At 53.1% G+C, this 26298-nt stretch carries 30 protein-coding genes; all 30 read left to right on the plus strand.

Translation table 11 applies throughout. The features are described from left to right. Nucleotides 1–14 precede the first annotated feature (14 nt). The 30 genes from flgG to uppS all read left to right on the plus strand — a co-directional run bounded on the left by flgG (nt 15) and on the right by uppS (nt 26287). The gene (flgG, locus tag FHS19_RS02580) at nt 15–833 is read left to right on the plus strand and encodes a flagellar basal body rod protein FlgG (RefSeq protein WP_183578189.1); all 819 of its coding nucleotides are present in this window, start codon (nt 15–17) and stop codon (nt 831–833) included. A 56-nt stretch (nt 834–889) separates the two neighbouring features. Continuing rightward, nucleotides 890–1114: a flagellar FlbD family protein gene (locus FHS19_RS02585; protein WP_076168142.1), complete on the plus strand. Its 225-nt coding sequence runs from the start codon at nt 890–892 to the stop codon at nt 1112–1114. Then, nucleotides 1111–1578 carry a flagellar basal body-associated FliL family protein gene (locus tag FHS19_RS02590; protein WP_183578192.1) on the plus strand — a complete coding sequence of 156 codons (468 nt, stop codon included), beginning with the start codon at nt 1111–1113 and terminating at the stop codon, nt 1576–1578. The genes FHS19_RS02585 and FHS19_RS02590 overlap by 4 nt, the downstream gene beginning before the upstream one ends. 34 nt (nt 1579–1612) lie before the next feature. Next, the gene (gene fliM, locus FHS19_RS02595) at nt 1613–2611 is read left to right on the plus strand and encodes a flagellar motor switch protein FliM (RefSeq protein WP_183578195.1); all 999 of its coding nucleotides are present in this window, start codon (nt 1613–1615) and stop codon (nt 2609–2611) included. Continuing rightward, the gene (gene fliY / locus FHS19_RS02600; protein WP_183578198.1) at nt 2601–3872 is read left to right on the plus strand and encodes a flagellar motor switch phosphatase FliY; all 1272 of its coding nucleotides are present in this window, start codon (nt 2601–2603) and stop codon (nt 3870–3872) included. The genes fliM and fliY overlap by 11 nt, the downstream gene beginning before the upstream one ends. A 26-nt stretch (nt 3873–3898) precedes the next feature. Next, nucleotides 3899–4264 carry a response regulator gene (locus tag FHS19_RS02605; protein WP_076168133.1) on the plus strand — a complete coding sequence of 122 codons (366 nt, stop codon included), beginning with the start codon at nt 3899–3901 and terminating at the stop codon, nt 4262–4264. 8 nt (nt 4265–4272) lie between these two features. Next, on the plus strand, nt 4273–4806 hold the full coding sequence (locus FHS19_RS02610; RefSeq protein ID WP_183578201.1) for a flagellar biosynthetic protein FliO: 534 nt from the start codon (nt 4273–4275) through the stop codon (nt 4804–4806). Next, on the plus strand, nt 4803–5555 hold the full coding sequence (fliP, locus tag FHS19_RS02615; RefSeq protein ID WP_183578204.1) for a flagellar type III secretion system pore protein FliP: 753 nt from the start codon (nt 4803–4805) through the stop codon (nt 5553–5555). Before FHS19_RS02610 ends, fliP begins: the two co-directional genes overlap by 4 nt. Nucleotides 5556–5587: 32 nt before the next feature. Beyond that, entirely contained in the window at nt 5588–5857 is a 270-nt protein-coding gene (gene fliQ / locus FHS19_RS02620; RefSeq protein ID WP_076168126.1) for a flagellar biosynthesis protein FliQ, read from the plus strand. 12 nt (nt 5858–5869) lie between these two features. After that, nucleotides 5870–6658, plus strand: coding sequence for a flagellar biosynthetic protein FliR (gene fliR / locus FHS19_RS02625; RefSeq protein ID WP_183578207.1), 789 nt, complete (start codon nt 5870–5872; stop codon nt 6656–6658). Between the two features lie 22 nt (nt 6659–6680). Next, complete coding sequence (gene flhB / locus FHS19_RS02630; RefSeq protein ID WP_183578210.1) at nt 6681–7769, plus strand: flagellar biosynthesis protein FlhB; 1089 nt, start codon at nt 6681–6683, stop codon at nt 7767–7769. A 21-nt stretch (nt 7770–7790) separates the two neighbouring features. Continuing rightward, a complete protein-coding gene (flhA, locus tag FHS19_RS02635) occupies nt 7791–9824 on the plus strand; it encodes a flagellar biosynthesis protein FlhA (protein WP_183578213.1) in 2034 nt (677 codons plus the stop codon). Next, nucleotides 9821–11260, plus strand: coding sequence for a flagellar biosynthesis GTPase FlhF (gene flhF, locus FHS19_RS02640; RefSeq protein ID WP_183578216.1), 1440 nt, complete (start codon nt 9821–9823; stop codon nt 11258–11260). Before flhA ends, flhF begins: the two co-directional genes overlap by 4 nt. Then, on the plus strand, nt 11257–12171 hold the full coding sequence (locus tag FHS19_RS02645) for a MinD/ParA family protein (protein WP_183578219.1): 915 nt from the start codon (nt 11257–11259) through the stop codon (nt 12169–12171). The genes flhF and FHS19_RS02645 overlap by 4 nt, the downstream gene beginning before the upstream one ends. Nucleotides 12172–12206: 35 nt before the next feature. Next, entirely contained in the window at nt 12207–13604 is a 1398-nt protein-coding gene (locus FHS19_RS02650) for a protein-glutamate methylesterase/protein-glutamine glutaminase (RefSeq protein ID WP_183578223.1), read from the plus strand. Between the two features lie 13 nt (nt 13605–13617). After that, entirely contained in the window at nt 13618–15702 is a 2085-nt protein-coding gene (locus FHS19_RS02655; protein WP_183578227.1) for a chemotaxis protein CheA, read from the plus strand. A gap of 80 nt (nt 15703–15782) precedes the next feature. Continuing rightward, a complete protein-coding gene (locus FHS19_RS02660; protein ID WP_183578230.1) occupies nt 15783–16244 on the plus strand; it encodes a chemotaxis protein CheW in 462 nt (153 codons plus the stop codon). Between the two features lie 36 nt (nt 16245–16280). Then, nucleotides 16281–16874, plus strand: a complete 594-nt coding sequence (locus FHS19_RS02665) for a chemotaxis protein CheC (RefSeq protein ID WP_221223856.1) — start codon at nt 16281–16283, stop codon at nt 16872–16874. Next, complete coding sequence (locus tag FHS19_RS02670) at nt 16867–17364, plus strand: chemotaxis protein CheD (RefSeq protein ID WP_183578235.1); 498 nt, start codon at nt 16867–16869, stop codon at nt 17362–17364. Before FHS19_RS02665 ends, FHS19_RS02670 begins: the two co-directional genes overlap by 8 nt. Nucleotides 17365–17366: 2 nt before the next feature. Beyond that, nucleotides 17367–17765, plus strand: a complete 399-nt coding sequence (locus FHS19_RS02675; RefSeq protein ID WP_183578238.1) for a hypothetical protein — start codon at nt 17367–17369, stop codon at nt 17763–17765. 12 nt (nt 17766–17777) lie between these two features. Then, a complete protein-coding gene (locus FHS19_RS02680; RefSeq protein WP_183578241.1) occupies nt 17778–18566 on the plus strand; it encodes a FliA/WhiG family RNA polymerase sigma factor in 789 nt (262 codons plus the stop codon). Between the two features lie 30 nt (nt 18567–18596). After that, nucleotides 18597–20006: a flagellar assembly protein A gene (locus FHS19_RS02685; RefSeq protein ID WP_183578245.1), complete on the plus strand. Its 1410-nt coding sequence runs from the start codon at nt 18597–18599 to the stop codon at nt 20004–20006. 668 nt (nt 20007–20674) lie between these two features. Continuing rightward, complete coding sequence (locus FHS19_RS02690; RefSeq protein WP_183578248.1) at nt 20675–20986, plus strand: hypothetical protein; 312 nt, start codon at nt 20675–20677, stop codon at nt 20984–20986. A 45-nt stretch (nt 20987–21031) separates the two neighbouring features. Beyond that, nucleotides 21032–21625, plus strand: coding sequence for a hypothetical protein (locus FHS19_RS02695; protein WP_246426402.1), 594 nt, complete (start codon nt 21032–21034; stop codon nt 21623–21625). After that, nucleotides 21622–22257: an endolytic transglycosylase MltG gene (locus FHS19_RS02700; RefSeq protein ID WP_183578250.1), complete on the plus strand. Its 636-nt coding sequence runs from the start codon at nt 21622–21624 to the stop codon at nt 22255–22257. Before FHS19_RS02695 ends, FHS19_RS02700 begins: the two co-directional genes overlap by 4 nt. Before the next feature lie 206 nt (nt 22258–22463). Beyond that, nucleotides 22464–23162 carry a 30S ribosomal protein S2 gene (rpsB, locus tag FHS19_RS02705; protein WP_076168084.1) on the plus strand — a complete coding sequence of 233 codons (699 nt, stop codon included), beginning with the start codon at nt 22464–22466 and terminating at the stop codon, nt 23160–23162. Nucleotides 23163–23313: 151 nt separating this feature from the next. Next, entirely contained in the window at nt 23314–23964 is a 651-nt protein-coding gene (gene tsf / locus FHS19_RS02710; RefSeq protein ID WP_076168081.1) for a translation elongation factor Ts, read from the plus strand. Nucleotides 23965–24164: 200 nt separating this feature from the next. After that, nucleotides 24165–24893 carry a UMP kinase gene (gene pyrH, locus FHS19_RS02715; protein ID WP_076168079.1) on the plus strand — a complete coding sequence of 243 codons (729 nt, stop codon included), beginning with the start codon at nt 24165–24167 and terminating at the stop codon, nt 24891–24893. Further along, the gene (gene frr / locus FHS19_RS02720) at nt 24893–25447 is read left to right on the plus strand and encodes a ribosome recycling factor (protein WP_183578253.1); all 555 of its coding nucleotides are present in this window, start codon (nt 24893–24895) and stop codon (nt 25445–25447) included. Before pyrH ends, frr begins: the two co-directional genes overlap by 1 nt. A gap of 72 nt (nt 25448–25519) precedes the next feature. After that, the gene (gene uppS / locus FHS19_RS02725) at nt 25520–26287 is read left to right on the plus strand and encodes an undecaprenyl pyrophosphate synthase (RefSeq protein WP_183578256.1); all 768 of its coding nucleotides are present in this window, start codon (nt 25520–25522) and stop codon (nt 26285–26287) included. The last annotated feature ends 11 nt before the right edge of the window (nt 26288–26298 follow it).

Consider the following 26298-nt stretch of genomic DNA (forward strand, 5'->3'; position numbering starts at 1 on the left):
GAGGAAACAGACCCATGTTGAGATCGATGTATTCAGGCGTTTCAGGGATGCGCGGATTCCAAACCAAGCTCGACGTAATCGGCAACAATATCGCCAACGTCAACACGACGGGCTTCAAGGCAGGCCGGGTGATGTTTAAGGATGTCATGAGCCAGACCGTGTCCGGCGTGACAGCGCCGGATGGTACGGACCAAGCCGGAGTCAATGCCAAGCAGATTGGTCTCGGTGTTTCCATCGGCTCGATTGACACCGTTCATACGGCAGGAAGCGCGATGACCACCAACGTTCCGACGGATCTGCGGATCGACGGAGACGGATTCTTTCTTATCAAACTATCAGGCGATCAGGAAACACCCTTTCTGACCCGCGCTGGTGACTTCCATGTGGATGCCCAGAAAAATCTGGTGACTTCAGACGGAATGTTTGTTTGCGATTCCGATGGTACTCCCATTACACTTCAGGCGGACACGGTTTCGTTCTCCATTTCCCAGGATGGAACCATTATTCAGAAACTGGCTGACGGGACTACCGATAATGGAACAATTATCGGTGTAGGTAAAGTGACGAACCCGGAAGGTCTGGAGAAAATCGGCGGCAACCTGTACCGGATGACATTGAACGCCAACGATGGAGGAGAGCTTACCCCTACAACAGGTAACGACGCAGATGCAGGAACCGGCGCAATCGTAGCCGGGCAGCTGGAAATGTCCAACGTCGATCTGACCGGCGAATTTACCGAAATGATCGTCGCCCAGCGCGGCTTCCAGGCGAACTCGCGGATCATTACGACCTCCGACGAGGTACTGCAGGAAATCGTCAATCTGAAGCGCTAGTAGAGTGAAGTGACGGGGGAGGCCTGTCCTCCTCCGATTTCCATAGGAGGCCTGCTATGATTTTAGTTACCCGGTTAAACGGCTCACCATTATGGCTGAATGCCCTGCTTATCGAAACAGTGGAAGAAACGCCGGACACGTATATTACCCTGGTTACGGGCAAACGAATGATTGTTTTGGAAAAAGCGGCGGAAGTCATTTCCCTGGTGAAGCAATACAATCAGGAAATCGGCGTTCACAACGCAACTATTAAAGTGCAACAAACGGAGGAATCCCCATGAAAAAGATGCTGCCCTGGCTAATAACGATACTACTGGCGATTACACTGATCGTGCTTGCCGCATTTTTGCTGATGGATAAATATTTCGGGAGCAGTTCAAGCGAAACGAAATCGGCGGCCCAAACGATTGAGGCTCCAAAATTATCGGCTGACGAGCTTGTGGAAATCACTTCGGAGATTACGGATATCAAGACCAATCTCGCGGATCAGGATTATATCGTATTGATGAATTTTGCGTTCCAATTGAACGACAAAAAATCGAAGGAAGAATTCGATAAGATCAAGGAATTCGAAATCAAGCCCATCATTATTAAGACGCTCGCCGATACGAGACCCGAGGAACTGAAGGGCTCCAAAGGAAAAGACCAATTAAGCGCAAAATTGATCAATCTGATCAATAATACCCTGACACGAGGGAAACTGACGCAAATCTCCATCACGAACTTTGTTTTGACGCCGCTGTAACATAACGACCGGATACCGTAAGGGGGTGAGATGATTGGTTGATGTATTATCGCAAAATGAGATTGACGCCCTGCTCGCCGCACTGTCGTCCGGTGAAATGGATGCGGAGGAACTTAAAAAAGAAGAGACCCAGAAAAAAATCCGTTCCTATGATTTCAAGCGGGCCGTCCGCTTTTCCAAGGATCACATCCGAAGCCTGACACGGATTCATGAAAATTTCGCGCGGTATCTCACGACCTATTTTTCCGCACAGCTGCGGACGTTTGTTCAAATCAACGTGGTGCAGGTCGAGCAGCTTCCTTATGACGAATTCATCCGTTCGATTCCGAAGATGACGATTCTCAATATTTTTGAGGCGGAACCTCTGAAAGGCAGAATGGTGCTGGAGGTTCACCCCAACGTTGCCTATGCCATGCTGGACCGGCTGCTCGGCGGAGTTGGAAACGCTCCGTCCAAAATCAACTCGCTAACTGAAATCGAAACGACGATCATGGAGCGGATTTTCAGCCGGGCGTTCGAGAGCTTGGCGGAAGCGTGGAAAACCGTGCTGGATATATCTCCGCGGATGGAAGCGATGGAGACGAATCCGCAGTTTATGCAGATCGTCTCACCAAACGAAACGATCGCCCTGATTTCGCTGAGTACCAAAATCGGCGATACGACAGGCATGATCAACCTCTGTATTCCGCATGTGGTGCTGGAGCCGATCATGTCGAAGCTCTCGGCCCATCAGTGGTTTGTATCCGAGAAGAAGTCCAGCTTGCCGGAGGAAGCCGAGTCGCTCAAAAACCGGATCAGCCAAGCCAAGCTGAGCATGATAGCCGAGCTTGGGGAGTCTGTTATCTCCGTTTCTGAATTTTTGGGATTGAACGTAGGGGACGTCATCAGCCTGGCCAAGCCGGTACATTCGGGTCTGAAAATCAAGGTTGGTGACCGGTTGAAGTTTATAGGAAGCCCGGGTACCGTCAAAGACCGCGTGGCCGTGCAAATCGACGAAATTGTCAGCGAAGGAGCTGAGGAACTTGACGAGTAAAGACTATTTATCCCAGGAAGAGATCGACGCGCTGCTGAAGCAGACCGAAGCGGCCGACTTCTCCCGGAATGCGGGGTCCACGGTAGACGATTATTTAACCCCTCTGGAGCAGGATGCACTGGGAGAGATCGGCAACATTACGTTTGGCAGTGCAGCAACCGCGCTTTCGACGCTGCTTGGCAAGAAGGTGGACATTACGACGCCGAAGGTGTCGATCATCACCCGCAGCGAGTTTGAGGAAGAGTTCCCCAAGCCCCATGTGGCTGTTCATGTCACGTATGTGGACGGTTTTGAAGGGATCAACTCTTTGGTCATTAAAACGCGTGACGCGCAGGTTATCGCCGACCTGATGCTGGGCGGAGAAGGTGATCCACAAGATGCGGAGCTGAACGAAATTCATATCAGTGCGGTACAGGAAGCGATGAACCAAATGATGGGCTCATCGGCCACCTCGATGTCGACCATCTTTAACCGGTTCGTAAATATTTCGCCGCCGGGCATCGACATTCTGGACATGGCCAACGGCGACGGGGTCAACAGTCTGCCTTCCGAGCAGACGCTGATTAAGATCTCTTTCCGGCTCAAAATCGGAGATCTGATCGATTCCACGATCATGCAGCTGCTTCCGGTCCAGTTCGCCAAGGATATGGTCAGCATGCTGATCCATGGTTCGGACGAGGCGGAGCAGTCGATGCAGCAAGCGGCTCCGGCGGTTGAAGCGCCTGAGCGGCCGGCATCTCAGCCTGAGGCCTCTTACCCGCCTCCGACGGCAAGTCAGCCGGTACCGCAGCAGGATTACGGAATGCCATCCGGCGCGCCGGGATATGGCGTACCCGCTGCCGGAATGCCCGCTTCTATGCCGGGGCCGGCGTACGATCCGAACATGCCGAATCCTTATGCGGCCACGCCGCAGCATTACGGGGGAATGCCCAACCGCAACGTCAACGTGCAGCCCGTGCAGTTTGCGAATTTACAAGGTGGCTCGTTCGGCCAAGTCGATCAAAATAATTTGAACTTACTGATGGACATTCCTCTTAAAGTCACCGTAGAATTAGGAAGGACCCAGAAGCAAATTAAGGATATCCTGGAAATGTCTCAAGGTTCGATCATCGAGCTGGACAAGCTGGCAGGCGAGCCGGTCGACATTCTGATCAACAACAAACTGATCGCCAAAGGCGAGGTTGTCGTCATCGATGAAAACTTCGGGGTGCGTGTCACGGATATTCTCAGCCAGTGGGACCGAATACAAAAATTACAATAGCAAAATTTAGGGAGGATTTTTAATCAATGGCAAATCGAATTCTTATCGTGGATGACGCTGCATTTATGAGAATGATGATCCGTGATATTTTGACTAAAAACGGTTTTGAGGTAGTCGGTGAGGCCCAGGACGGATCCCAGGCCATCGAGAAGTTTAAAGAGCTTCGTCCGGACCTGATTACGATGGATATTACGATGCCGGAAATGGACGGGATTGCCGCGCTGAAAGAAATTAAAAAGATCGACCCGGCCGCGAAGGTCATCATGTGTTCCGCCATGGGTCAGCAGGCGATGGTCATCGACGCTATCCAAGCAGGCGCCAAGGATTTCATCGTCAAACCGTTCCAGACCGACCGCGTCATTGAAGCCATCAATAAGACGCTGGGAGTTTAGGACTTTAGATGGGTAATCCAGATACGCCGCTTCCCGGCTCCGGTAATTACGCCCTCAGCCTGGTTTACGTCATCATCGTCCTGGCGGTGATTATTGCACTCATTATTCTTCTGATCCGTTTTCTCGGCCGGAAAAATAAAACTTGGTTCAGCAGCCGTTCGATCCGGACGCTGGGGGCTGTCGGGCTGGGGCCAAACAAATCGCTCCAGGTCATTGAAATCGGCAGCAGCGTTTATTTGGTCGGCGTAGGCGAAGACATTCGCCTCGTCGATAAAATTACCGACCCTGACGAGGTTGCCGTCATCCTGGCATCGTTTGAACAGGATCCGGCATACTCTCAGAACGGATTATCGCCTTTGGTGGCCAAGCTTGCTGCAAAGCTGCGCAAGACGGGACCGGTATCCGAGGAGATCAGTCTGGAGGAAACGCCGGAATTTCATGAAGTTTTTGACGAGAAGCTGCGCCGGATGTCAAACCGTAAAGAGAAGATGGAAGAGCTCCTGCGGGAAGACAATACTACAGATCGGTTGAGGGAGCCATGAAAAAGAAGGTTTTGCTCGTTTGTATTATCGTTTCATTGATCAGCCTGCTTTCGGTTACGGCCGCCTTTGCGGATCCGATACCGAATATCGATATCCAGGTAGGGGATTCCGGAGGGAAGCCAAGCACCAGCTCGCTCTCGATTCTGCTTCTCATCACGGTCATCAGCATCGCGCCGGCGCTGCTTGTGCTGATGACCAGTTTTACGCGGATCGTGGTCGTGCTCGGTTTTGTCAGAACGTCGCTTGGGACTCAGCAGATGCCCCCGAACCAGGTCATCGTAGGGCTGGCTCTTTTTTTGACGCTGTTTGTCATGACGCCAACCTTTTCCTCTATTAATGATGTGGCCTTGCAGCCGTATTTAAAGGGAGAGCTGACGCAGACGCAGGCCTTGAACAAAGCGGCGGAACCGATGAAAAAGTTCATGTTCTCCAACACAAGGGAGAAGGATCTGCTGCTGTTTATGAAATATACCAAAATCGAAAAGCCGAATACCTACAAGGACATTCCGCTCACGGTCATGGTGCCGGCGTTCGCGATCAGCGAGCTCAAAACGGCCTTTCAGATGGGATTCATGATCTTTATTCCTTTTCTCATTATAGATATCGTCGTATCCAGTACCCTGATGGCGATGGGCATGATGATGCTCCCGCCGGTCATGATCTCGCTGCCGTTTAAAATTTTGCTGTTTGTGCTGGTGGACGGTTGGTATTTGGTCGTCAAGTCGTTGCTGATGAGCTTTAATACCTGAATGAGTAAGAAGAGGAGGCGGGCAGTTCAGCCATGAATTCGGAATTTATTATCGGTCTCGCCGGGCAGGCGGTGTATACCGTGCTGAAGGTCAGTGCGCCCATGCTGCTGCTGGGACTCATCGTCGGTCTGGTGATCAGCATTTTTCAGGCGACAACCCAAATCCAGGAGCAGACGCTGGCATTTGTGCCCAAGATTGTGGCCGTACTGCTGGCAATTCTTTTCTTTGGGCCATGGATCCTGACGACGCTGGTGGACTTCACCTTTAACATTTTGGACAACTTGTACAAGTATATCGGATAGGCGGACTAATTCATGAACATGCTGCTGGAAAGTCTGCCGGTTTCTATGCTTATTTTTTGTCGAATTACAGCTTTTTTTGTTGTCGTTCCGGTGCTTTCTTCCAGAGGAGTCCCGAATATTTTCAAAATAGGCATATCTTTTTTCGTATCTGCGCTTGTGTACCTAACTTATGGCGTGCATCAGAGCGTTCCGGCAGATGTGACTTACGCCCTCTTGATCATCAGGGAAGTGCTGATCGGGCTGCTGCTCGGATTCGTCGCCTATGTGCTGTTTATGGTCATCCAGACGGCCGGCTCATTCATCGACATCCAGATCGGCTTCGGTATCGCCAACGTGCTGGATCCGATGACGGGCACCTCAGCGCCAATACTGGGCAACTTCAAGTACATGTTCGCCCTGCTGCTGTTTCTGACGATGAACGGGCACCACTATTTGCTGGACGGCATCATCCGGAGCTATGACTGGGTTCCGCTCTCCAACGAGTTGTTTATGAAGATGGCGGACGGCAGCTTGTCGGAATTTTTGATCAAGACATTCGGCCAATCGTTTGTCCTGGCCTTTCAAATGTCAGCCCCGCTCGTCACGGCGCTGTTCCTGACAGACATCGGGCTGGGATTTCTGGCACGCACCGCACCGCAGTTCAACGTATTTGCCGTCGGGATGCCGCTGAAAATTATTGTCGGTCTGATGATACTGTTTTTGCTGGTACCGAGCTTTTCCTATATTTTCGGCGACTTGTTCGGGATCATGTTTGAGTCCATGCAGACGCTTCTGGGGATTATCGGTCACAAGCCTGCGTAATGTGAGGATGGAGGGAAGGAACATGTCCTACAGGTATCCCTTGGATCTGCAGCTGTTTGGCGGAGAAAAAACCGAAAAAGCGACCCCGAAAAAGCGGCAGGATACCCGGAAGAAGGGCCAGGTCGCCAAAAGCCAGGATTTAACCGGCGCGGTCGTTCTGCTGGCTTCCTTTTTCAGCCTTCTCATGTTCGGTTCATCGTTCAAGGAGCGGCTTGTCGGACTGTTCAAGGACATTTTTCTGAACCGCCTGACCATGGATTTGTCGATTAACAACGTCATGAGCCTCGCCGTGGAATACGGCATTGACATTTTGCTGCTGCTGGCGCCGGTGTTTCTTACCGTCGTCGTCATGGCGCTCGCCGCCAATTTGATGCAGGTCGGATTTATGCTGACGGGGGAATCGCTGAAGCCCAAATTCAGTAAACTGGACCCGATCAAGGGGTTTAAAAATATTTTCTCGGTCCGTTCCCTGGTTGAGTTCGCGAAATCGATCTTAAAGCTGGTGATCATCGGCTTGCTGGTCTACCAAACGATGAGGGGAGCGATCGGCGATATCGGCAAGCTGTCCGAGGTCAATATCGAGAAGACGTTTCATTTTGTGGCCAGTCTGACGATGAAGCTCGGCCTAAAAATAGGGGCCGCCCTGTTTGTGATGGCCGCGCTCGATTTTTTGTATCAAAAGTATGAGTTCGAGAAAAGCATTCGGATGTCAAAACAGGACATCAAAGACGAGTATAAAAAAATGGAGGGGGATCCGCTGATCAAGGGGAAGATCAGGGAGCGGCAGCGCCGGATGGCGATGCAGCGGATGATGCAGGAAGTGCCGAAGGCCGACGTCGTCATCACGAACCCGACCCACTTCGCGGTGGCCCTGAAGTACGAGGGCTCGCAAATGGAAGCCCCGCAAATCGTAGCCAAAGGCCAGGATTTTGTGGCTCTGCGGATCAAGGAGATCGCCAAGGAAAACGGCGTGATTACGATGGAAAACAAGCCGCTGGCCCGTGCGCTGTTTCAAAGGGCGGAAATCGGGGACTCGATTCCCGCCGATTTGTTTCAAGCCGTGGCTGAAGTACTGGCTTATGTATATAAATTAAAAGGCAAAGTGAGATAAGGGATCGGAGGTAAGGAAGCTTTGAAGTTAAAAGAGATAACGATTCTGACCGGCGTCATCGGCATTGTGATGATGATGATTCTTCCGATCCCGTCCTGGCTGCTCGACGTGCTGCTGGTCATCAATATTTCGCTCGCGCTCATTATTTTGCTGGTCGCGATGAATACGCAGGAAGCGCTGCAGTTTTCCATATTCCCTTCGCTTCTGCTCATTACGACGCTGTTCCGGCTGGCGCTGAACATTTCGACGACCAAGCTCATCTTGTCCGAGGGCTTTGCCGGCGACGTCGTCAAAACGTTTGGCAGCTGGATCGCCAGAGGGGAAATCGCCGTCGGCTTTATCGTCTTTCTGATTCTGGTCGTCGTGCAGTTTATCGTCATTACGAAGGGATCGGAACGGGTGGCGGAAGTCGCCGCACGGTTTACGCTCGACGCGATGCCCGGCAAGCAGATGAGCATCGATGCCGACCTGAACGCCGGTATGATCAATGAGCAGCAGGCGAGGGAGCGTCGCCGCAAGGTCGAGCGTGAAGCGGATTTTTACGGCGCGATGGACGGTGCGAGCAAGTTCGTCAAAGGGGACGCGATCGCGAGCATCATTATCCTGCTGATCAACCTGGTCGGCGGTTTTATTATCGGGATCGCCATGCGCGGCCTGTCCTTCCAGGATGCCATGTCCACTTACTCGGTGTTAACCATCGGGGATGGTCTGGTCAGTCAAATTCCCGCACTCTTAATTTCAACGGCTTCCGGTTTGATCGTGACGCGTTCTTCTTCGGAGGGCAATTTGGCGAACGATCTGACCAAGCAGCTGCTGTCTTACCCGAAGCTGCTGTACATTGTGGCGGCGACGATTGCCCTCCTCGGGCTGTTTACACCGATTCATCTCATCACGACGCTTCCGCTGGCCGGCCTGCTTGCTTTTGCGGCCTACCGGATGCAGAGAAACATGGACCGGAAGCAGATCGAGGTGGAACAGCAGGAAGAGGAGCAGCAGATCGAAGAGGTGCGCAGTCCGGAAAGTGTCATCAACCTGCTGCAGGTGGACCCGATCGAATTCGAATTCGGTTACGGATTGATTCCTTTGGCGGATACACAGCAGGGCGGAGATTTGCTTGACCGGATCATTATGATCCGCAGGCAGTGTGCCTTGGAGCTGGGGCTCGTCGTTCCGGTGATCCGGATCCGCGACAATATTCAACTAAAACCGAACGAATATGTCATTAAAATTAAAGGGAATACCGTCGGAAGCGGTGAATTACTATTAAATCACTACCTGGCCATGAGTCCCGGTTACGATGACGAATCGATCACGGGAATTGAAACTTTGGAACCAGCTTTCGGACTTCCGGCCTTGTGGATTGACGAAGCGACGAAGGATCGCGCGGAGCTTTCGGGCTATACGGTAGTGGATCCGCCGTCCGTCGTGGCGACCCATTTGACCGAGCTGATCAAAAAGCATGCCCACGAGCTTCTGGGACGGCAGGAGACGAAGACGCTGGTCGACAATTTGCGCGAAAATTATCCGGTTCTTGTCGACGAGCTTATTCCGTCGGTGCTGTCGATCGGAGATGTTCAGAAGGTTTTGGCCAAGCTGCTTCGTGAGAAAATTTCGATCCGGGATTTGGTGTCGATCTTTGAAACGCTGGCGGATTACGGCCAATATACCAAAGACCCCGATGTGCTGACCGAGTATGTGCGGCAGGCGTTGTCCCGGCAAATTACGCAGCAGTTCTCAAGGGAAGGCGAAACGCTTAAGGTCATTACGGTAGGGCCGACGCTGGAGAAAAAGATTACCGACAGCGTCCAGCAGACGGATCAGGGGAGCTACCTGGCAATGGACCCGGTATCCACACAGACGGTGTACCAGAAGCTCAGCGAGCAGATCAACCGCCTGCTTCAATCGGGGCAGCAGCCCATTTTGCTTGCCTCGCCGACTATCCGCATGTATTTGCGTCAGGTGATCGAGCGGACCATGCAGGATATTCCGGTTCTTTCTTACAGCGAGCTTGAACCCAATGTAGAAATTCAAAGTGTCGGAGTGGTGAACTTATGAGAGTAAAGCGATATGTGGTCGATTCGATGCCTGAAGCTATGCTCCAAATCCGCAATGACCTGGGCAGCGATGCCGTCATTCTGAGCACGAAGGAGACCAAGCTGGGCGGTTTCCTAGGTATGTTTAAGAAGAAAAAAATCGAGGTCATCGCCGCGGTGGAAGCAGATGAACAGGCGAATACAGCAACGAAACAGCGGCAGGCGCAGGGCCCGGCTCCCCAAAAGGCAGCGGTTCCGCAGAAGGCCGTGCCGCAGGCATACAAGAAGACCGCCGAGCTGACCCTTGCCGCATCCGGCGCCAAGGCTTCTGCTGATCATACCCAGCCGGAGGCAGCCCCTGTTCAACCGGAGCCTCGCGGTACGGAGATCACATCCGTTTACGCCGGCCAGGCTGTGACCCGGGCGGCCGGATTTGGGGAATCAGCCGCTGCAAACGAGACGCTGCATTCAAACGTAACGCTCCCTTCTTCGGAACAGGAGCAGTTTGCCGGAGCGCTCAGCCGCCACGAACAGCTGCAGCCGGTGGAGGAAAGAGAGCCGGAGGCCAGAAACAGCGTGGAAGCGAAGCTGCTGGAAGAGCTGCAGGAAATGAAGGCGTGGATGGCCAAAATTTCCCGCCAGTCGATGATGAAGCAGCAGCTTCCGGCTGTACTGGAGAAGCTGCAGGAGCGGTTGATCCAGCAGGAGGTCGATTTCGACCTCATCGAGAAGTGGATTACCTCCTCCTTCGACCATTGGGAAGAGAGCGGGCGGACGCTGGGGGATACGGAATTGTTTGCGCATGTGCGCAGCCAAGTGCTGGCGTTCCTCTCGGAGCGGTTTGGCGGAGGCATTGCCAACCGGACACGGATCGTCTATGTCGCAGGTCCTACGGGGGTCGGCAAAACGACGACCATCGCCAAGCTGGCTGCAGAACAGCTGCTGCGTTTTCACCGGAAGGTTGGCCTGATCACATCCGATACCTACCGCATCTCGGCAGTCGACCAGCTTCGGACGTACGCTTCCATCCTGAATGTTCCGCTGGAGGTGGTACAGTCGCCCGGTGATATGCAGCGGGCGTTTCAGCGCCTCCAGGACTGCGACATCATCCTGATGGACACGGCCGGCCGCAACTATCGTAACGAGCTGCTCGTCTCGGAGCTGCAAAGCCTGTTTTCCGCCATAACGGACCACAGCGAGACCTTTCTCGTGCTCAGCCTGACATCCAAGAGCCAGGATATGAAGAAGATCACGGAACACTTCAGCAAGTACGGGCTGGACAAGGTGATCTTTACCAAGCTGGATGAGACCGGAAGCTGCGGCTCCGTCTTTAACCTGATCCGGGAATACCCGCTGTACCTGTCCTACATGACCAACGGCCAGAACGTGCCTGAAGATCTCCTCCTTCCGGACAGCAAGAAGCTGTGCGGCATGCTGCTTGGAGAAGAGGCGCCATGATGGACCAGGCGCAGGCTTTAAGAGAGTTGATCCGGCAGCAGGGATCCGGCGGGAGAGGAGCCGCAGCCGGGAAGGAGCCCAGGCTGCCCGGGACGGGGAAAACCGCCAAGCTGATCACTGTCACGAGCGGAAAGGGTGGCGTAGGCAAATCGAATTTTACGCTGAATTTTGCCCTTGCCCTGCAGGCGATGGGGCGGAAAGTGCTGGTGTTCGACGCCGATATCGGCATGGCCAACATCGATGTACTGATGGGCATCTCGCCCAAATTCAACCTGTACCATTTGCTCCAGCGTGAGAAGTCGGTGGGCGAAATCATCGAGAAGGGACCACATTCGTTGTCTTTTATCGCCGGCGGTTCCGGGTTATCCGAGCTGTTGTCACTCTCCGAGCAGGACTTGGCTTATTTTACGGAGCAGATTGAAGGACTGGCAGACGAGATGGACTATATCATCTTCGATACCGGTGCGGGGCTGTCCAAGGAGAACTTGAACTTTATCCGTTCGGCGGATGAATGCCTGGTTGTGACCACACCGGAGCCGACCTCGATCACCGACGCCTACGCTTTAATCAAGGTGGTCAGCGGCACGGAACCGGGCGTTACCTTCAAGCTGATCATTAACAGGGCGGGCGATGAGAAGGAAGCGGCTCAAACCGCCGACAAAATCGCCATGGCGGCCCGGCGTTTTCTGGGCGTGGAAACGACCATGCTGGGTTACATCGCAGATGACAGTCATGTTGTACAAGCGGTTAAGAAGCAGGTTCCCTTTTCCCTTGCGTACCCGAACTGCAATGCAGCGAGGGATCTGCAGCGGATCGCATACCGTTACATGCTTGTACCGGCTCCCCCGGAACCAAGTGCCTTGTCAGGGATCAAAGGGTTTATGCATAAATGGCTTCGTCGTACAAAATGATTTTCTGTACTAAGGAACAGAGGTGAACAAGCGGCATGACGCCATACAAAGTCATAGTAGTGGACGACTCGGCTTTCATGCGGAAGATCGTATCCGATCTCATTGAAAAGGATCCCGCATTTCGCGTCGTTGATACGGCCGTTAACGGAAAGGAAGCCGTAGACAAAGTTTTAAGCCAGCAGCCGGACATCGTCACGATGGACGTAGAGATGCCGGTGATGAACGGACTCGAAGCGCTTACGGTCATTATGCAGGCGCATCCGCTGCCGGTAATCATGCTGTCCGGCATCAATGAGGCTGGCATGAGGGAGACGATCAAAGCCCTCGAAGCCGGAGCGTTCGATTTTATCCGCAAGCCTTCCGTAACGCATGCGCAGCAGATCGATGACGTCCGGGATGCCCTGCTTGAGCAGATGAAGGCGGCGATGGCGGCCAAGGAACGGAGAGCGCTTTGGAAAGCGGAGGAAGAGAAGCGGAAGAACAAGCCTGCCGCGGCTGCACCGGTCTCAACGCCAGTCCTGCCAAAGCTGGGGCGGAAGCGGCCGCTCCCGGACCTGGCGAAAGAAACCGGCGCTCTTCGTCACGAGGCAGCCGCGCAGGAGAGCGCTCCCGATAAGGAGGTTGTCCTGCAGCAGCCTGACAAGCCCATGGCGTCGAAGCTTCCCAAGCCTGGAGCAGGAAAGAAACCGAAGGATTCCCCGAATAGCAGGACAACATGTGAACTGACGCACCAGGTGCTGGAATCCGCTCCTTCGGCGGAAGACGCGACAACAACAGAGGCGCCGGGAACGGATGCCGCTAAGCCCCGCCGGACATCGGAGGGCAGGGCAGCAACCGCGTTTACGCAGCTTGTTGCGGTCGGCTGCTCCACTGGCGGACCGCGGGCGCTGAAGACGCTGCTTGAGGGTATACCGGCCGATTTTCCGGCACCTGTTATCATCGTGCAGCATATGCCGCCCAATTTTACGAAATCCCTAGCCCAACGGCTGAATACATTCAGCCCGCTGACCGTGGTTGAAGCCGAGCAGGGAATGGCATTGGAGCCCGGCTTCGCTTATATTGCCCCGGGCGGCTATCATACGAAAATCGTACCGGATCAGAGCCGGGGCTTAAGGATCTCGCTGACGGAGGAGAGTCCGGTGGGCGGCCACCGTCCGTCGGTGGATGTCATGTTCGAATCCCTGCTTGAGCTTCCATCCCTGAAACGCCACGTTGTGCTGATGACCGGGATGGGAAGCGACGGGGCAAAGATGATGAAGCGGCTGTACGATGCCGGGGTTACCAGCACGTTTGCGGAGAGCGAGGAGACCTGCATCGTATACGGCATGCCGCGTTCCGCAGTGGAACTCGGCTGCGTGAATCAAGTGTTACCGCTTCACAATATTGCCGCAGGGCTCGTCCAGGCTGTAGGCAACGGAAAGCAAACTTATTAGGAGGTGTCTCATAATGGACATGAATCAGTATTTATCCATGTTTATCGATGAGTCCAATGATCATCTGCAATCCTTGAACGAAAACATGCTGCTGCTCGAACAGACACCGAATGATCTCTCCATCGTACAGATTATTTTTCGCTCGGCTCATACGCTGAAAGGGATGGCGGCTACGATGGGCTTCGAGGACCTGGCGTCGCTGACCCACCAAATGGAGAACGTGCTCGACCTGGTACGCAACGAAAAGCTCGTGATGCAGGATTTTATCTTTGACACCCTTTTTAAAGGGCTCGATGCGCTTGAGGCCATGGTGGAGGATATTACCCAGGGCGGCGAAGGGAAAGCCGACGTATCGGCCATCGTTGCCGACCTCCAGGCGATCGTTCGCGGAGAAAACCCGTCCGCCGGCAGCGCGAAGTCCGCAGGCTCCGCCCCGGCCAAGCAAGAAACCAATACCGCCATCCAGCTCGATGAGTTTCAATACTCCGTTTTGCAGCAGTCCATAGGGGAAGGGCACCGCGTTCTGTATATTGACGTCGCCATTCGGGATGATTGTCAGCTGAAGGCGGTCCGCGCCTATATGGTGTTTGATTTGCTGGAGAAGTCCGGCGAAGTCATTAAGTCCCATCCAACCGTGCAGGATATTGAGCAGGAAAAATTCGAAAAAAGCTTCTCACTCTACTACATAACACAAAAAGATCCTGCCGAACTCCAACAGCAAATTTTGAATGTTTCGGAGATTGACCAAGCTTCAGTAGTAGAACTCGATCACGAATCCCTGCAGCAAATGGCCGAGATGGGGGCGGCAACCGCTCAATCTGCGGCTGCTGTGGCCGAAGAAACAAAACCCGCGCCTGCCGCTCCGGCAGCTGCTGCTCCAACGGCAGAGAACAAGAATAACAAGCCCGCGGCAGCCGCCAAGCCGGCCGCCAAAACCGGCGGTGCCCCGGCCCGCACGATCCGGGTTGATATCGAACGGCTCGATGTGCTGATGAACCTGTTTAGCGAGCTGCTGATCGACCGGGTACGTCTGGAACAGCTGGCTTCAGAGGTGCAGAACCACGCCTTGACCGAGACGGTCGAGCACATGAGCCGCGTCAGCTCCGATTTGCAAAATATCGTCCTGAAGCTGCGAATGGTACCGGTCGATACGGTGTTCAGCCGGTTTCCGCGGATGGTCCGCGACTTGGCCAAATCGCTGGATAAAAAGCTGGAGCTGGTCATTACCGGCGCCGAAACGGAGCTGGACCGGACCGTTATCGATGAGATTGGGGATCCGCTCGTTCACCTTTTGCGTAACGCGGTCGACCATGGCATCGAGTCGCCCCAGGACCGGGTTGCCGCAGGCAAACCCGAGACGGGCACCGTACACCTTCGGGCTTTTCACAGCGGGAATCACGTCTTTATCGAAATTGAAGAGGACGGACGCGGCATCTATCGTGATAACGTCCTGAAATCCGCACTGAAGAAAGGCATCGTCACCGAGGAGGAAGCGAAGGGCATGTCGGACGAGCAGGTGCACCAGCTGCTGTTCGCGCCGGGCTTCAGCACCGCCGAGAAAATTTCCGACGTATCGGGCCGTGGAGTCGGACTGGATGTCGTGAAGGCAAAGATCACTTCTCTCGGCGGACAGGTGACCATCTATTCGACGCCGGGCAAAGGAACCAACTTCTCGGTACAGCTGCCGCTCACCCTGTCGATCATCGCCGCGATGCTTGTGAAAATGGGATCCGAGAAATATGCCATCCCGCTCAGCTCAATTGTGGAAACCGGCATCGTCAAGAAGGAGCAGATCCGCCAGGTGCACGGCAACAAAATGGTGGATTTCCGCGGATCCATGATCCCGCTCATTTCGCTGAGCCGCATCTTTGAGGTTCCAGACTTTAATGAAGAGGACGAAGGCGAGACCGAGATCATCGTCATCCATAAGGGAGACCGTTTGGCGGCTTTGGCCGTGGACGAATTTATCGGACAAAACGAAATCGTTCTGAAAAACCTTGGCAAATATCTGCCGCAAACCAAGGGGATTTCGGGGGCGACTATTCTGGGCGATGGCCAGGTGGCCCTGATTCTGGATCCGAACGTCTTCATTAAATAGGAAGGTCTGCGATAAAGGAAGGCTTGCGGCGGCGATATAGCATCGCATACACGCCGCATTTAAATAAGGAAGTTTTGGGCATGGGAGAAGATATCAAAGTCATTGTATTTAAGCTGGGCAGTGAAGAGTACGGAATCGAAGTCGACAAAGTCCAAACGATCGAGCGCATGCTCCCGATTACACGCGTTCCGAAGACGTACACGTTCGTTAAGGGCGTCATTAACCTGCGGGGCGTCGTCATTCCGGTGATCGACCTGCGGGGACGCTTCGGCCTTCCGGAAACCGAATATACGGACCAAACGCGGATCATTATCGTGGTGGTAGGCGAAATGGAAGTCGGCTTTATCGTCGATTCGGCCAACGACGTCATCGATCTGAACAGAGACCGGATCGAGACTCCGCCGGAAGTCGTCGGTGGCATCAAGGCCAGATACCTGGACGGCGTGGCAAAAATCGGCGATGACCGTCTGCTCATCATGCTGAACTTGTCCGAAGTGCTGAAGAAGAGCGAAATTATTCAGCTGGAAAGCCTTGAGGAGTAGTTCGTGGAGGTCTTTAAACATTTTAAGGAATTCAAAATGGATGTCCTGAAGGAAGTCGGCAATATCGGGGCGGGCAATGCGGCAACGGCGCTGTCCCGCCTGCTCGATAAACCTGTCGATATGGCGGTTCCCAAAGTGCAGCTGCTTCCCTTTGAGGAGATTGCCGACAGGGTCGGCGGGGCCGAGCGAATCGTCATTGCGATTTTTCTGAGGGTGGAAGGCGACGCTCCCGGCAACTTGTTCTTTATTCTGAGCCCGGAAGCGGCCAAAAGCCTGTTGAAGAAGCTGGCCGGCATGCAGGTCGACCTGGACGGCATGTTCGACGAGATGGAGCAATCGGCACTCTGCGAGATCGGTAATATTTTGGCCGGCTCGTACCTTTCCTCACTCGCCGACTTTACGAAACTGGATTTGTCCCCAACGGTCCCTGGCCTGGCTATGGACATGGCCGGCGCCGTTCTGAGCTACGGGCTGCTCCAATTTGGCCAAATGGGCGACGATGCGCTGCTGATCGATACGACATTCCTCGAAGGTGATCATGAGGTGGAAGGGAAGTTCTTTCTGATTCCCGATCCGGACTCGTTCGCGAAAATTTTTCAAGCTCTGGGAGTGCCTCTTGAGAATGATTGAAGAGCAAAGCATCGTTAAAGTAGGCATGGCCGATATGAACGTCGTGCGCGATCCCGGGGTCATTCGCACGCTGGGCCTCGGCTCATGCGTCGGAATCACCCTGCATGACCCTCTTCTCAAAATTGCGGGTATGGCTCATATCATGCTGCCGTCCTCAGACATTGCCCGTGAAGGGCAGCTGAACATCGCCAAATACGCGGATACCGCAGTGCCTGCATTGCTGGAGAGGCTTTTGGCCATGGGAGCGTCGGCTTCCAGAATCGTCGCCAAGATGGCCGGAGGATCGCAAATGTTTCTGATGGCCGGTACCGGGGATACGATGAGAATCGGCCCCAGGAATGTGGAATCATGCAAAACCATGCTGTCCAATCTTCATATTCCGTTAATCGCCGAAGACACGGGTGGAAGTCACGGACGAACCATTGAACTGGATTCAGGCAGCGGGATCCTGTCCGTGCGCAGTGTACAAATGGGTATAAAGGAATTGTAGCCATGAAAGGAAATTTGTTGTTTAACTTTGTGTTTGGTGCTGTTGGATTCGTGCTGACGCTGCTGATCTCGATGGGAAACAACCTGTTTATGACCAGCTTGATCAGAGGGCTGATATCTTTTGTCATCTGGTTTCTGCTCGCCTTTTTGCTTCGCTGGGTGTGGGGCGTGGTCAGCGTCCCCGAAGCGGAACAGGAGGCAGCAGCTGAGCAGGATCGGGGGACCCGGTTCGATGTGACGACCCCGGATGAGAGCGACGAGTTAAATGATCTGTTGACGCCGAAGCCCGCCTCCGCTCAAGAGGATGGGGGAGGCTTTACACCACTCAATCCGCCGAAGCTGGTTTCGGCGAAGGATCCGGAAGAACTGGCGAAAGCCGTTCGACACCTGTCAGAAAAATAGGGGGTGGGGGAAATGAGCGAGCGCAAAGCTTCTCATCTGAATCATGCCGAGCTTTGGGAGCAATGGAAAGAACACGGAAATATTGAAGCAAAAAAGTCCCTGATCGAGAAACACCTCCACATTGTGGATTATGTTTCCAGCCGCCTTGCCATCGGCCTTCCAAGGAATGTATCCAGGGATGATTTGGCCAGCAATGGCGTTATGGGGCTGATCGATGCGATTGACAAATTTGACTACAAACGCGGACTGCAGTTTGAGACCTACGCTTCTTTCCGGGTAAGAGGGGCTATTCTCGATTCACTGCGGCAGGGGGACTGGGTGCCCCGCTCCGTTCGGGAGAAGGCCAAGCGGATCGAGGATGCCTATCAGCAGCTTGAACAGAGGCACCTGCGGACGGTGACGGATTCGGAGATGAGCGAATATTTAAACGTGTCCGAGAAAGATTTTCACCAGATGCTCCAGGAAGTCGCGGTGATGTCGCTCTGCTCGCTGGAAGACCCGATCCGCGAGGAGGAGTCCGAGACGCGTCTCTCCGTGATGGTCGACGACAAGGCCAAAAATCCGGATTACAAAGTCAATGAGTTTTATTTGCGGGAGTCTCTCATCAAGGGGATTGAGAAGCTTACCGAGAAAGAAAGAACCGTCGTATCCCTGCTGTATTATGAGGACTTATCATTAAGCGAAATCGCCGAAGTCATGTCACTTTCACCTTCAAGAATATCCCAGCTTCATTCCAAGGCCATTTTGCGGTTGCGCGCAACGCTGGAGAAGAACCGGGATTTACTGATGCAAAACGATTAACCGTTGCACGAGTAGAAAGGAGGAAAACGATTGACAGCTCCAATTGCGCTTGAAACCTATTTGGATATTACCTTTTCGGAGGATAAAAGCGTCGCTTATCTGCAGTTCTCCAAGCGTTCCGAAGATTTTAAGGTGACGGAGGAAGATCTTCAGCTCTTTTTGAGGAGCCATCAAGTTCAATTCGGCATGGATCAGGCGGTCCTGAGCCGGATCTCCAGCCATCCTCAGGAGTACATGTTTGGACGGACGGCGATTGCCATCGGTGAACAGCCCGTCAGCGGCAAGGACGGCCGGATCGAGTTTGCCTTCAACCTCCGGGACGACAAGGAGCACAGGCCGCTCGAGACCGAGGACGGCAGAGTGGACTATAAAGAGCTGGTCAGCCTCAACAATGTCATCAAGGGCCAGCTGATCGCCAAGCGGATTCCGCCCGAGCCCGGCAAACCGGGACTCAGCGTTACCGGGGAAATGATTCCGTTCAAGCCCGGCAAAGAAGCCTATTTTAAGGTAGGGAAAAATGTGGTGGTGGACCCGGAAAACACAGCCATGTATGCCGCCATCGACGGCCTGATCGCCACGACGGATAAAGGAAAAATCAACGTCTTTCCCGTATATGAGGTGAATGGGGACGTGGATTACAGCGTGGGGAACATCGACTTTGTCGGCACCGTGGTCATCCGGGGAAACGTTCTGACCGGATTCCGCGTGAAAGCGGCGGGGGATATCCGCGTGGTTGGCGGCGTGGAGGGGGCGGAGCTGGAAGCGGATGGGTCCATTGAAATTACGAGCGGGATCATCGGTTACAACAAAGGTTATGTGAAAGCGGGCCAACATGTAAAAAGCTCTTTCATCCAAGATGGCAACGTCACCGCTGGGGAAGATGTAATCGTCTCGCAGAGTATCATGCATTCCAACATCCGGGCAGGGAGAAACGTACTGTGCAACGCCACCAAAGGGCTAATCGTCGGCGGCGTCATTCAGGCAGGAGAGCGGGTCATTGCCAGAACCATCGGCAACAGCATGTCGACCATGACGACGATTGAGGTGGGCGTACTGCCGGAGCTAAGAAACGAGCTCACCGAACTGCGGGGCAAGATCAGACAGCTGGTAGAGGCGCAGGACAAAACGGACAAGGCATTGTATTTATTGAATCAGCTGGCCGCTTCAGGACAACTTCCGCCTGACAAGATGGCGCTTAGGCTCAAACTGAACGCCACCAAGAAATCGAATGACCGGGAGCAGATGGAAGCGAAAGAACGTATATTGGATATCGAGAAAACATTGGAAGATTCGGTGCGGGCCCGCGTCGACGTCGTGAAAGTGGTCTACGGAGGCTCTAAAATAGTTATCGGCAGATATACCCGATTTATTAAGGACCCGGCGGAACGGGTTTCATTTTATTATCATGAAGGCGATATTACGATGGCTCCGTACATTTAATATAAAGTGCGAGTTCAAAAAGGTCGGTTTTCAGCACCGAAGTTTACGCTTCCGATGTGTGTTTTTTTCAAAACACTTGAATTGGATGAAGCAAGGGACTGAGGAGCAGAGCTACACGTTTTCGTAGAAAACGACTTCGTAAGCATCTGCCTGTAGTGGGTACGTGAGCACCTGAAATGTTTCCGAAGGAAACATACTACGTAAACATCCGCATAGGCCCGGCTGAATTCAAGATTCGATGCGAAAGTCAGCTTCCCGATTTACTTCGTGTTAGATAGATTGAATTAAAGAAAGTCACATTTTTGACACAATAATTCCGCGTTAGATCATGGGATGACAAGTAAAAACATTAATTCATTCTATCTAGATATAGAATTTATTCGTTATCAGCAGAGCTGATGAAATTCTATATCGCAAGAAACCTGCATTTTATCGCGGTCACTCATCCTTGATTGGCCTCGATTGGTTTTCTTATCATATCAGAAAGTATAAACATCCAGAGCCATTTCTTCCTGATATTTCAAGAAAAATTACCTTTAAACGCGGTCTGTCTTCTTTGAAGGTACTTCGATAGACGGATTTCTTATCAAAAGCGATCTTTTTGAACAACCTCTAAAAAGAAGCGAGTACTCTGGATACGATTCCTATCGACAAGAGGTGGAAGACGAATGAGTATGAAGGCAGTTGAAATGCAAATTGCGATTCCACGGACCAGCGAGGTCGGGAAGGTGCAAAATGAACTGCATCACCGGCCTGCACAGGATCAGCAGTTTTTGGCCGAACAGCAGCTCATAGAAGCGGCGGAAATGAGCAGGCGCAGCGAATCGGTGGACGAAGCGGCGGATGCCGCCGTTCGGGATGAGGGCGGACGGAACAAGCATCAGCGAAATCAAGCCGCAAGCCCATCCGCAGAGGAGCATGAGGAACTGCAAGATGCACAGCACCCCTTCAAGGGGCATCATCTGGATGTGTCCCTATGATCCGATGCCAGGGCAGGAATATCACAGTCAAAGGAGAGCCGTTACTTGGAACCTTGGTTAATCGTCGTTATATTGGGCGCTGCCGCGTTGGTGTACGCCATGATGCTTCCTAAACGGAAGGAGGAGCAGAGCCAGCAAGGCAGCGTGGTCAAGCAGGTCGAGGCCACATTGGAGCAGTACATGGCCGAAATTGAAAATGAAAACGTCGAGCTCGTCGAGCTGGTTGCCCAAATGAAGCAGGAGATGGCGGCCAAGCAGCTGTCCCAGCAGGAACAGCTGACGGAGATGCGTCATCGGCTCGTTTCGCTTGAACAGCAGGTGGCGCAGCAAGATGCAAGGCTTTCGCAAGTAGAGAGACTGCCTGCCGGGTTGGCCCCGGTTAGCCGTGAAGCGGCTGCTGCCGTCGAGCCGGAAGCTCTTCCGGGGTCAGCAGTGGCGGATGGAGCAGATTCGGAGGGCCAGGGCGGAACCGAACCGGCGCTGTCTGAGCAGCAGCCGTCGATCAGGGACAGGTACCCGGAACTGTTCGAACTGTATAGTGCTGGCAAATCCATCGATGCGATCGGAAAAATGACAGGCATGCACCGCGGCGAAATCCAGTTGATTCTTCAGCTTGCGAAACAGGAGGAGACGGTGTGATCAGAAATCGGACATTCATGATGGGACTCGGCTTGGGGCTCCTGCTTGGAGCGCTCTTGCTGCAGCTGATGATCCTTGGGCAGGGTAACGGCCGCTCGGTCGGAGAGGCCCCGGCGGCTGCCGGCCTGACGAAGGAAGAGCTTGAGCAGCAGGCGGAGGCGCTGGACCTGAAGATCGTCGGCAAGGAGGACAAGCTGATGACCGAGGAGGAATGGAAGCAGCAGATGGTTGGGCAGAGCTCGGTTCCTAAAGGAAGCGCAGCGAAGGCGCCGAATGCCGCGAACGCGGGGAAGCAGCCGGCCCAACCGGATAAGCCGCAGCAGCCTGCCGCCTCCCAGCAGCCGAAATCAGTCTCTCCGGGATCGGATGGGGCTTCAGCAGCCAAGCAGCCGCAAACGCCTTCTGCGCCGGCGGTCAAAACCGTTGAAGTGAAAATCGCCAGCGGGAACAATTTGGAGGACGTTGCCGGCAAGCTGGAGAAGGCCGGGGTCATCGCCGACGCCGACCAATTCGTACAAAAAGGAAGAACGCTCAAGATCAGCACGAAAATCCAGACCGGCCAATACACGTTTTCACCGGGCGAGGAATTCAGTTCCATTATCGCTAAAATTACGACAAAACCGTCACGCTAACGACAATCGGCTGGACGGTTTTTTGGCTGCGAAAAAAGCCGTCCCTTAGGCGTTGCATCGAGCTTTTAGATATGGTATATTAAATGACGGTGTTAAAACACACGCTGTCGGATTTCGTAAAGGGTGCTTTCCATATGGAGAGTCTTGACGGGAAATGAAAGCAGCGGAGGACACAATAAAAAACCAAACTTAGGAGGTGTGTGAAGATGGCAGTTATCTCCATGAAGCAGCTTCTCGAAGCTGGCGTTCACTTCGGTCACCAGACTCGTCGTTGGAACCCGAAAATGGATAAATATATCTTCACTGAAAGAAACGGAATTTACATTATTGACCTGCAAAAGACAGTTAAAAAGGTCGAAGAAGCTTTTAACTTCGTGAAAAGCGTGGCTGAAGAGAACGGAACAATTCTTTTCGTCGGCACGAAGAAACAAGCCCAAGACTCCGTCAAAGAAGAAGCAGAACGTTGCGGCATGTACTACATCAACCAACGTTGGCTCGGCGGAACGCTGACTAACTTTGAAACGATTCAAAAACGGATCAACCGTTTGAAAGAACTCGAAAAATGGGAAGAAGACGGCACTTTCTCCGTTCTTCCTAAGAAAGAAGTCATCCTTCTCCGCAAAGAGAAAGATCGTCTTGAGAAATTCCTGGGCGGCATCAAGAACATGAGAGGCCTGCCAAGCGCCCTGTTCATCATCGATCCGCGCAAAGAGCGCATCGCGGTTGCCGAAGCCCGCAAATTGGGTATCCCAATTGTAGGTATCGTTGACACGAACTGCGATCCGGACGAAATCGACTACGTTATTCCTGGTAATGACGACGCGATCCGTGCCGTTAAGCTGTTGACTGGCAAAATGGCTGACGCTGTGGTGGAAGCTCACCAAGGCGAAGAAACTTCTGCCTAAGTTTCAACAGTTACGCAATATAGACATGAATTAAATGAAAAGGGTGGTTGGTAGGTGGATAACCTCTCACTGCCCTTTTTTTAAGATGAAAACAAAGATCAGGTGTGACGCCTGGCTGAAAAATTAGCATCCTATTTGGAGGGAATATTCGATGGCAGTAAGTGCTAGTGCGGTAAAAGAACTTCGTGAAAAAACAGGCGCAGGTATGCTCGATTGCAAAAAAGCGCTGGAAGAAGCAAACGGTGATATCACCAAAGCAACGGAACTCCTTCGTGAAAAAGGTCTGGCTGCTGCAGCAAACAAAGCTGGACGCGCAGCTACGGAAGGTGTAGTAGAAGCGTACATCCACGCCGGCGGAAGAATCGGCGTTCTGGTTGAAATCAACTGCGAAACCGACTTCGTTGGTAAAACGGACCAGTTCAAAGAGTTTGCACGCGACATCGCAATGCATATCGCGGCTTCGAGCCCGCGTTACGTTTCCCGCGAAGAAGTGCCTCAAGCTGAAGTAGAGAAGGAAAAAGAAATCCTGAAAGCCCAAGCTTTGAACGAAGGCAAGCCTGAAAAAATCGTTGAAAAAATGGTTGAAGGCCGCATCGGTAAATACTACGAGGAGTTCTGCCTTCTGGAGCAATCCTTCATTAAGGATCCGGACAAAACGATTTCTCAGCTGCTGAACGAAAAAATCAGCACCATCGGCGAAAACATCTCCATCCGCCGCTTTGTTCGTTACGAACTGGGCGAAGGACTCGAGAAAAAAGTCGACAACTTCGTTGAAGAAGTTATGGCGCAAGTTAAACAATAAGAGCCCTTTTTTTGCGGCATCTATAACTAGAACAAGAGAAGAGCGGAACACGCAGTGTTCCCTCTTTTTTAAAAGAGCAGACGTTTTTTCTGAAGAGAATGACATCGGTTTGGTGTGGTGTTTACCGGATAGGGCCCGCCGAACGTTAGTTGCAGCAACTGGCGCCATATGGTGATGTCTTTAAAGTGGAGGGTAAACATTTGGAACAGCCTGTATTTAAACGAGTTGTCTTGAAGGTCAGCGGGGAATCCCTCGCAGGTCAGAACGGTTATGGTATCGATGCGGAAACGATCGGATCCATTGCAGAGCAAGTCAAAGAAGTGGTGGATCTTGGCGTTCAGGTTGCGATCGTCTGCGGCGGCGGCAACATCTGGCGCGGCATTGCCGGCAGTTCCAGCGGGATCGACCGCGCAACGGCCGACTACATGGGAATGCTGGCGACGGTCATGAATTCGCTGGCGCTTCAGGATGCCCTGGAACAAATCGACGTGCCGACGCGCGTACAGACGTCGATCGCCATGCAGCAAATCGCGGAGCCTTATATCCGCCGCAGGGCGATCCGTCACCTGGAGAAAGGCCGAGTGGTCATTTTTGCCGCAGGAACGGGTAACCCGTTCTTCTCGACCGATACAACCGCTGCCCTGCGTGCGGCTGAAATCGAGGCCGAAGTGATCCTGATGGCCAAGAACAAAGTGGATGGCGTGTACTCCGCCGATCCGTTCAAAGACAGTACGGCCGAGAAATATGAGCAGCTTACTTACATGGACGTGCTGAACAAGAATCTGGGCGTGATGGATTCCACGGCATCATCCCTCTGCATGGACAACAACATTCCGCTGATCGTATTTGCTGTTACCGAGCAAGGGAACATCAAACGGGTCGTTTTGGGTGAAAAAATCGGAACGATTGTTAAAGGGAGCGTAGACTAATGCCAGAAACGGTAAAAAAACACGCAGAAGAACGCATGGAAAAAGCTATCGGCGCTTTGAAGAGAGACCTCGCCACGCTGCGCGCCGGCCGCGCCGCTCCGGCACTGCTGGACCGGATTCAAGTAGAGTATTATGGAGCGATGACACCGGTGAACCAACTGGCCAACATCAGCACACCGGATCCGCGCACGCTGCTCATCCAGCCTTGGGACAAATCTTCGCTGTCCGATATCGAAAGAGCGATTATGAAGTCCGACCTCGGACTGACGCCGGCCAATGACGGCAGCATCATTCGTCTTTCGATTCCACCGCTGACCGAAGAACGCCGCACGGAACTCGTGAAATTGACGAAGAAGTTCGGCGAAGAAGCGAAAGTGGCGATCCGCAACATTCGCAGAGATGCCAACGACGACATCAAAAAGATGGAGAAAACCGATATTTCTGAGGATGAATCGCACCGTCATCAGGAAGACATCCAGAAAACGACGGATAAATTTATTGCGGAAGTCGACAAGGTGCTCGTAGCTAAAGAAAAAGAGATCATGGAAGTATAAGAGACTTGCGGCCCCTCCTTTTATGGTGGGGTTTGTGTCTTTTTTTGCAGAAACCCGCTTGGAGGAACTAGAATGATCAAACGAGTTCGATCGTGGTGGAAACAGAAGGACCCGCAGCTTTTGCCAGAGCGATCCATGGACAACGTTCCTGAGCATGTGGCCATCATTATGGACGGCAACGGGCGTTGGGCCAAAAGTCGCGGGCTGCCGCGAATCGTCGGGCACCAGACCGGGATGAAGGCAGTGAAGCGGGCAACCATTGCCGCCGACGAGCTGGGCATTAAATATTTAACGCTGTATGCTTTCTCTACGGAAAACTGGAAGCGTCCCAAAGACGAAGTCGACTTTCTGATGCGTCTGCCGCAGGAGTTTCTGGCGATCGAGTTGGACGAATTGATCCAAAAAAATGTGCAGGTCCGCATGATGGGTGACCGTGACGGTCTGCCGCAGCATACGCTGAATGCCATGGAAGAAGCGATGCGCCGGACGGCCGGCAACGACGGGCTTGTCCTCAATTTTGCCCTCAATTACGGCAGCCGCAAGGAAATGACGGATTGTATGAAGGAGCTGGGTAAACAGATTCAGGAAGGTAAGCTGTCGCCTGATGATATTTCCCCTGAGCTGATCGACCGTCATTTGCTGTCGGGGGGCATGCCGGATCCGGATCTCATTATCCGGACGAGTGGCGAAATGCGGCTCAGCAATTTCATGCTGTGGCAGCTCGCGTACAGCGAAATGTGGTTTACCGATATTTACTGGCCCGAATTTAACCGAAATCATTTATACGAAGCGGTTGCTGAATACCAGCGCAGAACGCGTCGATACGGCGGACTGACTTAGCCAGATGGGGG

It is taken from the genome of Paenibacillus rhizosphaerae (assembly GCF_014192015.1).
GTDB lineage: Bacteria > Bacillota > Bacilli > Paenibacillales > Paenibacillaceae > Paenibacillus_AQ > Paenibacillus_AQ rhizosphaerae.